This is a genomic window from Streptosporangium sp. NPDC003464 (assembly GCF_053588315.1).
In genome coordinates this window covers 34,307-46,730 of the sequence record NZ_JBSFPS010000039.1, presented here as the reverse complement: position 1 = coordinate 46,730, position 12,424 = coordinate 34,307, and the positions used below count along the sequence as shown (strand labels likewise).

Below are 12,424 nucleotides of genomic sequence, written 5' to 3'. Positions count from 1 at the left end.
CTGGCCACGGCCGGGACCGTGACGGCGAGCGACACCCCCGAGGTCGAGGTTGCCGGGCGCGGCGGCCGTCGCGGCCTGCGGGGTCGGGCTCGCCGCGCTGCTGTGCACCGGGCCGGTGCGGCGGATGACCCGCTGGGCGGTCGAGCCCGGGACGAGCTGGGCCTTCACCCGCCTGCGGAGGCCCGCCTGAACCGGGACCCCAGCCGGCCGAGCCGGGACTCCGACCGGCCGGACAGAGCGCTCACCCGGCCGAGCGGGGACCCAGCCGGCCGGACCGGACTCTCATCCGGCCGAACCGGGCTCTCACCCGGCCCGCTCACGTCCGGAGCTCCCTGACCGCGCGGTAGGCGGCGGTGATCGCCGCGTCGGCGTAGGCGGCCGGCACCGAGTCGGAGTTGGCGATCGCGATCCGGCCGGCCCGCCGGCGGGCCAGCGTCGCGGGGAACGGGCCCCGCGGGTAGAAGTCGAGGTTCCACGGGGTGGCGTACTCGGGCGCGTAGCCGTGGCCCCACCGGTTGACCGTGATCGCCTGGATGTCGCGGGCCGGGTCGAAGCCGCCCGGGCCGAGCAGCCGGGTGAGCTGGTCGCGGATGCTGTACTCCAGGTAGTCGTAGGGCGTCTTGATCAGATTGTGGCGCCCGGCGATCGAGCCGTCGGCCGGTGACATGCCCGGCACGGCCGGGGTGGAGATCATGTGCACGTTGATCGGCTGGTCCGGGGTGTCCGGGCGCCGGTAGTCCCCGATGCTCACCGGGTAGTCGAGCTCGGCCACGCACCAGTAGGCGCCGGTGAAGCGGGTGTGGTGGACGCCCAGCCTCTTCCAGGACTCCCAGTTGCGGAGCTGGACCGTCGAATACAGCATCGGCACCTTGACCGCCTTGCGCAGCGCGTCCTTCTGCTCGTCCGGTAGCTCGCCGACCAGGTAGGGGATCACCATGTTCCAGCAGGCCATGATCACACCGGCCGCCCGGACGGTCCTGACCCGGTCCCCGTCGAAGTAGCCGACCGTGGCGGTGGCGGCCGTGGCCGGGTCGCCGTCGTTGGCGGCCGAGACCACCGGGCACGACAGGCGGACACGGACCTGGTTGCGCGGCAGGTCCAGCCGGTCGTAGTCGAACGTCGCGGTGCTGATGTCCGCCATCTCGGTGGCCGTGGCGAAGCCCGGGACCATCCGGCCGACCATCATCCGGACGAGCGCCTGGTTGCCCTCCGGGAAGTGGTAGATGTACGGGTCGTCGGCCTTCCACTGCTTGATCACGCTCGGCGAGTTGTACTCCGACGGCTCGGACCTGTCGAGCCCCAGCCCCCGGAACCCGGGATAGCCGGCGCTGCCCCAGGCGTCGATCGCGCCGAAGGTGTCGGAGCCGTAGCCCCACTCGTCGTTCGGCATGGTCCGGACGTACCGCAGCACGTCCGGGTGGACCTTGCAGACGTCCCTGAGGAACTCCGCGTAGGTGAGCCTGGCCAGGCGCCGCTTCTTCTGGCGGTCGGACAGGCCGGGGAACCAGTCCGGCGGGTGCCCGTAGAGCATGATCAGGTCTTTCCTGGCCTGTTCGGCGACCGGCAGCTCGGCGATCCACTCCGGAGCCTTCTTGCCGGGGGTGAAGACGACCAGCTTCTCCCTCGTGAAGGTCTCCCGGTCGCAGAAGACACTGTCGTACATCTTGAGGTCGGTGTAGAGCTTCTGGTCGAAGTACTTCTCGAACCTGCGGACCTTCACCCCGATCTTGTCGAGCAGGTCCTTGCCCTCGGGGGTCCACGCGGACGGGGCTTCGATCGACTGCGATCCGCCGTACCCGATCAGCGGTCCCCCGCGGTCCTGCGGGTGGAACTCGTTGCGGCGGGCGTGGCCGCCGAGCTCGTCGTGGTTGTCCAGGATCAGGATCCGCGCGTCCGGGGCGTGCTCCAGCCACCGGTGGGCCGCGCTGACGCCGCTGATCCCCGCGCCGACCACGACCAGGTCGTAGTGCTCGCCGGTGGGTTCGGGCGCGCCCGCGTAGTCCCAGAAGCGGCCGTCGCGCAGGGCGTGCGGCACGCTCAGCGCCTGGGGGGTGTTGCCCTGCAGCCCCGTGAGGTCCGGCGGGTAGACGATCTCGGGCGGGGCCTCCGGCCGCCCCGTGCCGATGGCGCCGGGCCGCCCCGCGCCGGCGCACCCGGCCAGCGCGCCCAGCGCCGCGACCCCCGCGGTCACGGCCACCCCGTCGAAGAAGTCGCGGCGGGAGATGGGCCGGTCCATGCCCAGCTCGCGGGCCTTGATCGGAGTGATCTCCTGGGGATCGGTCATGGGGCGATCATCACGATCAGGGGGAAATCCCCCGCCCGCCACACGCCGTTTCCGGCAAGTTTTTGCCCGCCCGGCCGGAACGCCATTAATGATATTCGCCGATTGGACGCCCGATGTCACCGGGGAAAAGGCGCCGGGTGGTAAGCGGAAACGGGCGATGCCCGGAATCGTTTCAGTGATATGTGCGGTAATGCCGCTTTCCGGATGGATGTGCGGGGCGCGCCGGACCCCTCGACGGGGCGCGGTGACCCCGGCCGGCGGGGCGGTGCGCCCGGCCGGACGGATCGCCGGCCGGTTCAGGAACGCATTGACGATTGCGCTCGTTGTCGGGGCAGAGATGAAGCGCAGGGATTTGCGCCGATAGTCCGACAACGCCTATCTCGCTCGGAGGGCGGGTGGTGAATCAGGGCATATCGGAGTAGCGTCCGCATTCGGGATTTCGGTTAATGACGGGACGAGGAGCCTCGCGTGGTCGGTAAGCAGGGCAGGGTCACCGGCAAGATCGGTCCCGGCCTGGTCGGGGAGGTGATGGTGGCGGTCCGAGGGGGTGTCGAGGCGTTCTACGCGCACGCCACGGTCCCCGACGAGGAGATCCCCACGGGCTCGATCGTCATCGTGGTCGACTACTTCCCGCCGCGTACGGTCTACGTCGCCCGCGCGCTCGTCTGACTCCCTCCCTCTCTCTTCCTCTCCTTCCTCCCTCTCCCTCCACCGCGGAGACTGTGATGCCTACGGAGTATCTCGTCATCGGGGGCGCCGTCCTTGTCGCCCTTCTCGTCATCATCATGCTGTTCAAGGCCGTCTGGCGGGTGGCCGAGCCCAACGAGGCGCTGATCATCTCCGGTCTCGGCGCCCGGGGTAAGACCGAGCTGACCGACAGCCTCGGATTCAAGATCGTCACTGGTAAGGGCACCTCCGTGCTCCCCGGCTTCCAGACCGCGCGCCGCCTGCGCCTGGACAGCCGCGCCGCCAACCTCCAGGTCTCCTGCGTCACCCAGCAGGGCATCCCGGTGGTCGTGAAGGGCGTGGTGATCTACAAGGTCGGCGATGACCTGCACTCCATCGCCAACGCCGCCCGCCGCTTCCTCGACCAGCAGGACTCCATGAACGGCGCCATCCACGAGCTGTTCACCGGCCACCTGCGCTCGATCATCGGCAACCTGACCGTCGAGGACCTCATCCTCAACCGCGAACGGCTGACCGGCGAGACCCGCGCCTCGGCCGCCGACGAGATGATCAAGCTGGGTCTGATCGTCGACTCCCTGCAGATCCAGGAGATCGACGACGAGACCGGCTACATCACCAACCTCGGCAAGCCGCACGCCGCCAGGATCGCCGCCTCCGCCCGCATCGCCGAGGCGCAGCGCGACCAGGAGGCCACCGAGGCCGAGCAGATCGCCGCCGCCAACAAGGCCTCGGCCTGGCGCGACTCCCAGATCAAGCAGGCCGCCTACCAGGCCGAGATCGACGAGGCGCAGGCCAGGTCCCGCCAGGCCGGCCCGCTGTCGGAGGCCTCGGCCCGCCAGGAGGTCGTGGTCCAGGAGACCCGCGCCGCCGAGCTGGAGGCCGCGCTGGCCGAGCAGCGGCTCCAGGCCCAGGTCCGCAAACCCGCCGACGCCAGGGCGTACGAGACCGTCACGCTCTCGCAGGCCGAGCGCGACGCCCGCATCGCCCAGGCCGAGGCCGAGGCCCGCGAGACCGAGCTCCGTGCCACCGCCCAGGCGTCCCAGGTCAAGCAGGCCGCCGCGGCCGAGGCGGAGTCGGTACGGCTGCGCGGTCTGGCGGCGGCGGAGGCCACCAAGGCCACCGGTCTCGGCGACGCGGAGGCGGCCAAGGCCCGCGGCCTGGCCGCCGCCGAGGCCGCGCAGGCCCAGGGCCTGGCCGAGGCCGAGGCCGCCAGGGCGAAGGGCCTGGCGGAGGCCGAGGCGATCCGGGCCCGCGCACAGGCCCTGGCGGAGAACCAGGAGGCGGTCATCGCCCAGCAGCTCGCCGAGAACTGGCCGAAGATCGTCGAATCCGGGGCGAAGGCCTTCGGCAACGTCGACCACATGGTCGTCCTGAACGGTGCCCAGGGCATCGAGGAGATGCTCGCCAAGGCCCTCACCCTCGGCGGCACCGGCCTCGGCCTGGCCCGCTCCCTCCTGAACGGCGCCACCCCCAACGGCACCGCCGCCAACGGCACCGGCCCCGAGACCAACGGCAAGGCCGTCGACCCGGCCCCCTGAGGCAGGCGACCGCCCGCCGGGGCTTTCTCCTGCGGGAGGGTCCCGTGCGGGCGCGCGGGGGGCCGTCCGCGGCCTACCGCGTGCTGTAGCGCTCCCGGCGGACCGTCGCCTTCTTCCCCTTGATGGTGCTCCCCCGCAGGACAGCGATCACCTCGTCGGCCGCGGACTCCGGGACCTCCACGAGGGAGAAGCGGTCGGCGATCTCGATCGCCCCGATCTCGCGCCCGCTCAGGCGCGACTCGCCGGCTATCGCGCCGACCAGGTCCTGCGGCCGGATCCCGGAGTTGCGCCCGGCGCCGACGAACAGGCGCGTCATCCGGCCCGTCGGCGCCGGGCCGCGCCGTTCCTGGCGTCCGGCGGGCTCACGGCGGCCACGCCCGTCCCGCTCGGTCCTGAGTGTGACGTCCGGGATCTCCTCGTCGTCGTCGGCGCCCCCGCCGGCCTCGTGGGCCAGCTTCACCGCGGCGAGCGCCACCTCCACGATGTCGAACTCGTCGGCGAGCGTCTCGACCACGACGCGGAAGCGCTCCAGGTCGTCCTCCAGGAGGCTTTCGTGCAGCGCGGCGCGGGTCAGCTCCAGCCGCCGGGCGCGCATGTCGGCGATCGTCGGCACCTTCTCGATCGGGATCCGGCGCTTGGTCACCCGCTCGATGGTCTTGAGCATCCGGTGCTCGCGCGGCTCGGCCAGGGTGATGGCCACGCCCTCGCGTCCGGCCCGGCCGACCCGGCCGACCCGGTGCACGTAGGACTCCGGCGCGGAGGGGACGTCGTAGTTGACCACGTGGGTGAGCTGCTCGATGTCGAGCCCGCGCGCGGCCACGTCGGTCGCGACGAGCAGGTCCGCCGTGCCGCTCCGCAGCCGTCCCATCACGCGGTCGCGCTGCTCCTGGCCCATCCCGCCGTGCAGCGCCTCGGCGCGGTAGCCCCGCCCGTTCAGGGTCTCGGTGAGCTGGTCGACCTCGTCGCGCGTGCGGCAGAAGACGATCGCGGCCGTGGGCGCCTCCACGTCCAGCACGCGCCCGAGCGCCGCGGGCTTGTGCGCCCGCGGGACCATGTAGGCGGTCTGCCGCACGAGCGGGGCCTCGCCCGGGGCCGTCGTCTCGCGTCCGATCTCGATCCGGACCGGGTCGTTCAGGTGGCGGCGGGCGATCCCGTTGATGCGCGGCGGCATCGTCGCCGAGAAGAGCACCGTCTGGCGGTCTTCGGGGGTCTGCTGCAGGATCGCCTCGATGTCCTCGGCGAATCCCATGTCGAGCATCTCGTCCGCCTCGTCCAGGACGACCATCTCCAGGTCGTCCAGGCGGAGCGTGCCGCGGCCGATGTGGTCCAGCGCGCGGCCGGGCGTCGCGACCACGACGTCGACGCCCTGCTGGAGCGCCCGCAGCTGCCGACCGATCGGCTGCCCGCCGTAGATCGGCAGGATGCGCGCGCCCAGCTCGCGGCCGTAGTGGTGGAACGCCTCGGAGACCTGGACGGCCAGCTCGCGCGTGGGCACGAGCACCAGCGCGATCGGCTCGGGGCCCTCCCCGTCCCGGGCCATCCGCTGCAGGACCGGCAGCGCGAACGCGGCCGTCTTCCCCGTCCCCGTCGCGGCCTGCCCGAGAAGGTCGTGCCCTTCGAGCAGCGGAGGGATCGCCTCGCGCTGGATCGGTGTGGGCTCCTCGTAGCCGAGACCGGACAGCGCGCGCAGCAGCTCGGGCCGCAGTGCCAGGTCGGCGAAGCTGCTCGTGTCGTCGGTCGTGTTCAGGCTCATGGTCGGGCTCCTCGTTCCGGGACGGACGTGTACGGGACTCACGCTGACCACACGTTCCGTCCCTGCTGCGTGTCCCATCCTCGCGGCGGACCCGGGCCGCCGGTTCCGCCGACCCAGTATGGTGCACCTCTTCAGCGCGGCGGCCGTGGCGAACGGCCTCCCGCACGTGTGCGGATGGGGCAGCCGACCGACCCTACCGGGGATGGGCCGGGCGACGTCGACCGGGCAGCGTTGGGCAGGCCAAGGTGCTTATTTCATGACATGCCCCGGTATGGGCTAAATGAACAGTTCCCGGCCGATGGGCCGCCGCCGGCGGCGGGCACCTTCCGGACAGGTGCATCAGGCGGGCGGCAGGCCGAGCCGCGCGCGCAGGTCGGCGTTCTCCCCGGTGAGGGCCGCCCTTTCGGTGGCCGCGTTCAGGGTGCCTGGGGGGCCGTCGCGGCGTGTGTCCGCTGCGATGCGAGTGCCAGGACTGCCTGCCACGGCTGGGCGAATCGCAGCATATTGCCGGAGGGATCAAGGAAGGCGCAGTCGCGGAGGCCGTCGAGCTGGTTGATCGGTTCCTGCATCACTTCAGCGCCCGCGGCCTCGATGTGCTCGAAGGTGGCGTCGCAGTTGTCGGTCACCAAGACAAGGCGGCCCAGCAGGCCCTTGGCCATCAGGTCCTCGATCGCCTGACGGTCGGCCGGCGAGGCACCCGGGTCCGCGCCGGGTGATCCGAGGAGGATCTGCACGTCCGGCTGCGACGGCGGGCCGACGCGCACCCACCGCGTCCCCTCGGCCTCGACGTCGTCGCGTACCTCGAAGCCGAGCACGTCACGGTAGAAGCCGAGCGCCTCGTCAACGTCGTGGACGGCGAGAGTGCAGGACGACAGCTTGAGATTCATGCCGGTCACGCTGCGGACCGGTCGGGGGGTACGGCTCATCGCCGCTCCTTGTCGTCGGCGCTGAGAAAGACGATGTCGAGGTCGCGGAGCCGGTCCGGGTCGGTGTCGATGGCGATGTGGGTGATCTTCTCGCCGCTGACGGTGAACGTGAAGACGGCCTTCGGCCGGCCGCGGTGCGACCAGACGGCCGCTGGAACGCCGTCGACCAGAGCGAGCCGGGCGGCCTGAGCCCGGCCGGCGAAGAAAGCCGCCACCGCGTGGGCGCCGCGGACCTCGACGGCCACGGCGTCCGGGTCGAGCAGTTCGAGCAGGGCGGCGAAGTCCCCGCTCCGGGAGGCGGCAAGGAATGCGGCGACGATTTCCCGCTTCGCCGATCGCGCGGCGTCGGACGCGTCCGCCGCGCCTTGCACCCGGCGCCGAGCCCGGCTGGCGAGTTGCCGGGCCGCCACCGGGGAGCGGTCCATGATGGCGCCGATCTCGCCGAACGACACGGCGAAAACGTCGTGCAGGACGAACGCGAGCCGTTCGGCGGGAGTCAGCGTGTCCAGCACCACCAGCAGCGCGACACCGACCGAATCGGCCAGCAGCGCCTCGTCCTCGGGGCCGGCCTGGCCGACTGGGCGGATGCCCGGGTGCGGCGCGGCCGGCTCGGGCGGCAGCGCCCCGGCCGGCTCCTCACGCCGGGCCCGACGCGCCTCGAGCATGTTCAGGCAGACCCGGGCAACGACCGTGGTCAGCCACCCAGCCAAATTCTCCACCTGGCCGGTGTCGGCGCGGCTGACCCGCAGCCACGCCTCCTGCACCGCGTCCTCGGCCTCGCCAGGTGAGCCGAGCATCCGGTAGGCCACCGCGTGCAAGCGGCCCTGGTGCTCGGCGAACCGCTCGCTCAGCCAGTCGTGCTCAACCATCTGTCACATTCCTCCGTCGCGGCCTGTCATACCGATTGACCGGCGAACCCACGCCGATGTGACATCCGGGCCCGGCCCGGGATGTTCGGCCTGCCGGTTCAGGCGGCGCGTACACCTCGAACAGAAGGAGACACACCATGAAAGCGCACGTGAGCTCGATCCTGCTCGGCGTCCGGGACATGGAGCGGGCCAAGCAGTTCTACACGGACGGTCTCGGCTGGAAGATCAAGAACGACTACGGCATCTCGGTGTTCTTCGAGTCGGACGGAGCCTCGCCCGTCGGCTTCTACGGCCGTGAAGGCCTGGCCGGCCAGGTGGGCACGGGCCCGGAGGGCAACGGCTTCAGCGGACTGGTCCTCACCTACGTCGTCCGCAGCGAGGCGCGGGTCGACGAGATCATCGCGGAGGCTGAGAAGGCCGGCGCCACGATCCTCAAGCCCGCCGGCGCTCTGCCATGGGGCGGGTACGGCGGCACCTTCGCCGACCCGGACGGCTACATCTGGAGCCTCGGCTACAGCGCCCGGGGAACGGATCAGCCCTACGCGGAGTAGCCGCCGAGGAGAAGTAGGTCCGGCGTCGACGCGGGACGCCGGTGTCCTCGCGGAGGGATCCGGCTTCCGCGGTGTCTCGCTCCACCTGAACCCGGACTCCAGGGAGGTGGTGGACGGGACCATCCGCAACGCGGTGGCTGCGGGCGGCGGCGTGGTCAAGCAGGTGGCCGCCGCCCGGTGGGACGGGTACTACGGCTGCTTCAGCCCTCATACCCGTGCTCACCGGCGCGGTCACCACCCACATCGTCAACCATGGCCCGGCGGTGGAAAGCTGGGCGGCGCCGACCCATCTCGTCATCATGGGCATCCTCGCGCCGGCCGACTGGCCCGCCGGCCGGCGCCCCATCCTGCGGGCTCCTACCCCGCCGTCAGCCCGAACACCACATCCAACGGAATGCCGGCAGCCCGACCTCGTCGCCCGCGCCGTGGAGCGGCTCGTCCAGCCTCGCCGCGCGCCGGGCGGCTCAGATCATCACGTGGGCGTCGGGGTGGCCGACGAAGGAGAACTGGGCGTTGCGGGTGAGCTTGATGTCGTCGGCCTGCCAGGTGTGCATCCCGGCGTCGCCGCTGCGCCAGTAGACGAAGTTGAACCGGTCGGCGGAGTAGATCTTGACGCGGTCCTCCTTCAGTCTCCGGACCAGATGGGTGTCCTCACCACGGGTGATGTCGGCGAAGCCGTAGTGGCGGAACATGTCGGCCTTGCCGAGGAAGGTGCCGCCCTGGACCAGCCAGCTGTAGCGGTGCTCCAGGCCGGGCAGGCGGAGCATCGTGGTGTTGCTGCCCTCGAAGTAGGCGTAGTGGGCGCCCTTGCCGACGAGTTCGGCGTCGGAGTAGTCGAAGGCGCGGACCAGGTCGGACAGGTAGTGCTCGCCGTAGAGGTTGTCGTCGTCCATCTTGGCGATCAGCTCGCCCTCGGCCGCGGCGATGCCCAGGTTCATGCAGGCGCCCAGTGACAGCGACGGGTCGGCGGGCAGCACCACGACGTCGGAGATCCCGGCCATGCGGGCCTTGTCGGCGACCACGACCGGGTCGATGTCCAGGCCGTGCAGGACCATCACGAGCTGGAGCGGCCGGTGGATCTGCTTGGCCACCGAGGAGATGGCGTGCTCGATCTGGGCGGCGCGGTTGGTGGGCAGCACCACCGAGACGGACCTCGACCGCTGCTCGACGGGCCTGCCGAGGAAGGAGAGGATCTGGTCGACGCGGTGGGTGAACAGGTGCTTGTCGAAGACCTCGCGCATGGCCAGGTGGCCCTGGCGGGCGCGGAGCTCGGGGCTGTTGATCAGGTGCAGGACCTGGTTGTAGGACTCCAGCTCGTCGCGGGCGATCGGGATCAGCGAGCCGAAGGTCTCCTGGATGGCCCGTGACCAGCCGGAGACGACCGAGGTGGAGCAGGCCGACAGCTCGAAGACCCGGCGGGCGCACATGGTCGGCGAGTCGAGCACCGAGTTCACGTTCAGGAAGACCTTGTACATCTTGTACGCGGCCAGCATCTGGTCGTAGGGGAGCTCGCCCACGATGTGCGGGACGTATTCGGCGGGCCAGGCGTACTTCTCGTCGACCGTGCCGTTGCGGGCGAAGATGTGCAGGCCCAGCTCGCGGATCGGGGCGAGGACGGTCTCCATCTGCTCGCGGCGCTCGGGGTGCTTGTCGCGGAAGTACATGCCCGCGAAGACCACGTCGTGCAGCCGGCCGCGCCGCTCCTGGATCGGGTTGTGCACCCGGGGCTGGGCGGCGAACTGCAGGACGTCGACCCGGTCGTGCCCCAGCACCTCCTGGTAGCGGGGCACCATGTCGCCGTCGCAGGTGAAGACGTAGTCGAACAGCTTGGCCGTGTCGATGAAGAAGTCGAAGTTGGGCGGGTCCTCCTTGTTCCAGAAGACCGTGGGGATCCCCTCTTCGCGGCACCAGTCGATCAGGGCGCGCAGCTCCGGCTTGGGGGCGTTGGAGCCGGTCATCTGGTAGCGCCAGCGGCCCTGGTTGCCGTGCCAGGCCGACTCCACGAACAGCAGCTCGGGACGGCGCTCGGCGAAGATCTCCGGCCAGTCGCGGAGCCCGAACTCGATCTGGTCCCACTCGTATTTGAACGCCATCCGGGAGAAGTCGTCCAGGATGACCGCGACCTTCATGTCCGGCCGGTTGACCGGCCCGGCCGGCCACTTCACCTTCGGCACGTCCACGACGGGCCCCTGGCGGTCGAGCTCCTCGATCACCTCGGCCACCGGCCGGGGCGCCTCGGGCCCCTTGCGGGGCCGCAGCGCCATGCGGAGCTTGCCCGGCAGCCGCACGACCCCCGACCCCTTGGCCCCCGTGATGGCCTCGGCCACCCGGTAGGGCCGCTGGACCTTGGTGGACTCCAGCTTCCACTGCGCGTAGTCCGCGCGGGCCTCGGCGATGGCCAGCCGCCGCTCCAGGTCCCGGACGCGCTCCTCGAAGCGCTCGACGACCTTGCGCTCCTCGGGCAGCCAGTTGATCGGTCCGAGACGCTGGTACTTCGGCTCTTCGGGGGTCTGCTCACTCATGGGGGAACTCATGGGGATCGCCTTTATCCGGGGTCGTGCCAGCGTACGGCTTCGGCCGCGACGAAATATTCGTTTTACAGGGATTTGGGCGGTACGGCCTGTGCCGCCGGAGAGAGGTTGCCGCCCTTGAGCCAGGCCTCGATCACGCGGGCGATCCGGGGGCCGGCCTTGCCGTCCCAGAGCGGGGGCAGCTCGCCCGAGGGCGTCGCCGCGCCGTCGGCCAGGGCCCGGTCGGCGGCGGCGGGCAGCAGCGCCGGGGTGACCAGGCGGTTGGTGCCGTGGGTGACGGTGATCGGCCGCTCGGTGTTGGGCCGGACGGTCAGGCAGGGGACGCCGAGCATGGTCGTCTCCTCCTGCACGCCGCCGGAGTCGGTGACGACCAGCGCCGCGCCCCGCACCAGGGACAGGAAGTCCACGTAGCCCAGCGGGTCGACGATGAGGAGGTTGTCGCCGTTCACCAGCCCGGCCTCGGCCAGGCGGGCCCGGCCGCGCGGGTGCAGCGGCACCGCGATGGGCAGGCGCTCGCTCACCGCCAGCACGGCGTCGACCAGCTCCTTGGCGGAGGCGGGGTCGTCCACGTTGCCGGGGCGGTGCAGGGTGGCCACGCCGTACCGCTCCGGGAGCCCGAGGCGGGAGCGGACCGGGGCCGGGTCGAGGCGGTCCAGCGCCGAGAACAGGCTGTCGATCATCGGGTTGCCGACGAGGTGGACGCGCGCCGGGTCCACGCCCTCGTTGGCCAGGTGCGAGAGCGCGTCCGGCGAGGTGGCGAACAGGATGTCGGACAGGGCGTCGGTGACGACCCGGTTGACCTCCTCGGGCATCTCCCGGTCGAAGGAGCGCAGACCCGCCTCGACGTGCGCGGTCGGGACGTGGAGCTTGGCGCAGACGAGGATCGCGGCCAGCGTCGAGTTGACGTCGCCGTAGACGACGACCAGCGCGGGCCGGTGCGCCAGGACGACGTCCTCCAGGCCGGTCAGCAGGGCCGCCGTCTGGCGCGCGTGCGAGCCGGACCCGACGCCCAGATTGGCGATCGGCTCCGGCAGCCCGAGGTCGGCGAAGAACACGTCCGACATCAGCGCGTCATAGTGCTGACCGGTGTGGACGATGCCCTGCCTCACCCCCAGGGCGTCGAGACCGCGCACCACCGGAGCGGCCTTCACGAAGTTGGGCCGCGCGCCGAGCACGTGCAGGACGAGGGGATTGTCGGGGTCCGGGGTCGTCCCCAGTGGGGCGTTGTCCCTCATTGACCTCGCCTTTCATGCGGGAGTGTGGCAAACGTTGCCTATGGTACGGT

9 protein-coding genes are annotated in these 12,424 nt (G+C 71.2%); 3 read left to right on the top strand and 6 right to left on the bottom strand.

The genetic code is table 11. From position 1 onward, the window contains the following. Nucleotides 1–316: 316 nt before the first annotated feature. Complete coding sequence (locus ACWDS7_RS11830; protein WP_451929241.1) at nucleotides 317–2,284, bottom strand: NAD(P)-binding protein; 1,968 nt, start codon at nucleotides 2,282–2,284, stop codon at nucleotides 317–319. Between the two features lie 468 nt (nucleotides 2,285–2,752). On the opposite strand from ACWDS7_RS11830, the gene ACWDS7_RS11825 reads away from it, so the two are divergent. Both ACWDS7_RS11825 and ACWDS7_RS11820 read left to right on the top strand, forming a co-directional pair. After that, nucleotides 2,753–2,953: a hypothetical protein gene (locus ACWDS7_RS11825; RefSeq protein WP_306860907.1), complete on the top strand. Its 201-nt coding sequence runs from the start codon at nucleotides 2,753–2,755 to the stop codon at nucleotides 2,951–2,953. Between the two features lie 56 nt (nucleotides 2,954–3,009). Continuing rightward, nucleotides 3,010–4,509 (top strand): SPFH domain-containing protein, encoded by a 1,500-nt coding sequence (locus tag ACWDS7_RS11820; protein WP_306860905.1) that lies wholly within the window; start codon nucleotides 3,010–3,012, stop codon nucleotides 4,507–4,509. Between the two features lie 73 nt (nucleotides 4,510–4,582). Here ACWDS7_RS11820 and ACWDS7_RS11815 read toward each other — a convergent pair whose 3' ends face one another. The 3 genes from ACWDS7_RS11815 to ACWDS7_RS11805 all read right to left on the bottom strand — a co-directional run bounded on the left by ACWDS7_RS11815 (nucleotide 4,583) and on the right by ACWDS7_RS11805 (nucleotide 8,057). Next, on the bottom strand, nucleotides 4,583–6,262 hold the full coding sequence (locus tag ACWDS7_RS11815) for a DEAD/DEAH box helicase (RefSeq protein ID WP_451929240.1): 1,680 nt from the start codon (nucleotides 6,260–6,262) through the stop codon (nucleotides 4,583–4,585). A gap of 416 nt (nucleotides 6,263–6,678) precedes the next feature. Beyond that, nucleotides 6,679–7,149 carry a VOC family protein gene (locus tag ACWDS7_RS11810; RefSeq protein ID WP_451929239.1) on the bottom strand — a complete coding sequence of 157 codons (471 nt, stop codon included), beginning with the start codon at nucleotides 7,147–7,149 and terminating at the stop codon, nucleotides 6,679–6,681. Nucleotides 7,150–7,184: 35 nt separating this feature from the next. Then, a complete protein-coding gene (locus ACWDS7_RS11805) occupies nucleotides 7,185–8,057 on the bottom strand; it encodes a sigma-70 family RNA polymerase sigma factor (protein ID WP_451929238.1) in 873 nt (290 codons plus the stop codon). A gap of 137 nt (nucleotides 8,058–8,194) precedes the next feature. Between ACWDS7_RS11805 and ACWDS7_RS11800 the strand changes: the two genes are divergently transcribed. After that, the gene (locus tag ACWDS7_RS11800) at nucleotides 8,195–8,608 is read left to right on the top strand and encodes a VOC family protein (protein ID WP_451929237.1); all 414 of its coding nucleotides are present in this window, start codon (nucleotides 8,195–8,197) and stop codon (nucleotides 8,606–8,608) included. A gap of 464 nt (nucleotides 8,609–9,072) precedes the next feature. On the opposite strand, the gene ACWDS7_RS11795 is transcribed toward ACWDS7_RS11800, so the two are convergent. Both ACWDS7_RS11795 and wecB read right to left on the bottom strand, forming a co-directional pair. Beyond that, the gene (locus ACWDS7_RS11795) at nucleotides 9,073–11,130 is read right to left on the bottom strand and encodes a glycosyltransferase family protein (RefSeq protein WP_451929236.1); all 2,058 of its coding nucleotides are present in this window, start codon (nucleotides 11,128–11,130) and stop codon (nucleotides 9,073–9,075) included. Nucleotides 11,131–11,204: 74 nt separating this feature from the next. Continuing rightward, a complete protein-coding gene (gene wecB / locus ACWDS7_RS11790; protein WP_306860892.1) occupies nucleotides 11,205–12,374 on the bottom strand; it encodes a non-hydrolyzing UDP-N-acetylglucosamine 2-epimerase in 1,170 nt (389 codons plus the stop codon). Nucleotides 12,375–12,424: the final 50 nt, after the last annotated feature.

Excerpts from the sequence above, each read along its gene's own strand:
- ACWDS7_RS11820 (WP_306860905.1), top strand. The coding sequence starts at position 3,010 with ATGCCTACGGAGTATCTCGTCATCGGGGGCGCCGTCCTTGTCGCCCTT.
- ACWDS7_RS11805 (WP_451929238.1), bottom strand. The coding sequence starts at position 8,057 with ATGGTTGAGCACGACTGGCTGAGCGAGCGGTTCGCCGAGCACCAGGGC.
- ACWDS7_RS11815 (WP_451929240.1), bottom strand. The coding sequence starts at position 6,262 with ATGAGCCTGAACACGACCGACGACACGAGCAGCTTCGCCGACCTGGCA.
- wecB (WP_306860892.1), bottom strand. The coding sequence starts at position 12,374 with ATGAGGGACAACGCCCCACTGGGGACGACCCCGGACCCCGACAATCCC.
- ACWDS7_RS11795 (WP_451929236.1), bottom strand. The coding sequence starts at position 11,130 with ATGAGTGAGCAGACCCCCGAAGAGCCGAAGTACCAGCGTCTCGGACCG.
- ACWDS7_RS11830 (WP_451929241.1), bottom strand. The coding sequence starts at position 2,284 with ATGACCGATCCCCAGGAGATCACTCCGATCAAGGCCCGCGAGCTGGGC.
- ACWDS7_RS11800 (WP_451929237.1), top strand. The coding sequence starts at position 8,195 with ATGAAAGCGCACGTGAGCTCGATCCTGCTCGGCGTCCGGGACATGGAG.
- ACWDS7_RS11810 (WP_451929239.1), bottom strand. The coding sequence starts at position 7,149 with ATGAATCTCAAGCTGTCGTCCTGCACTCTCGCCGTCCACGACGTTGAC.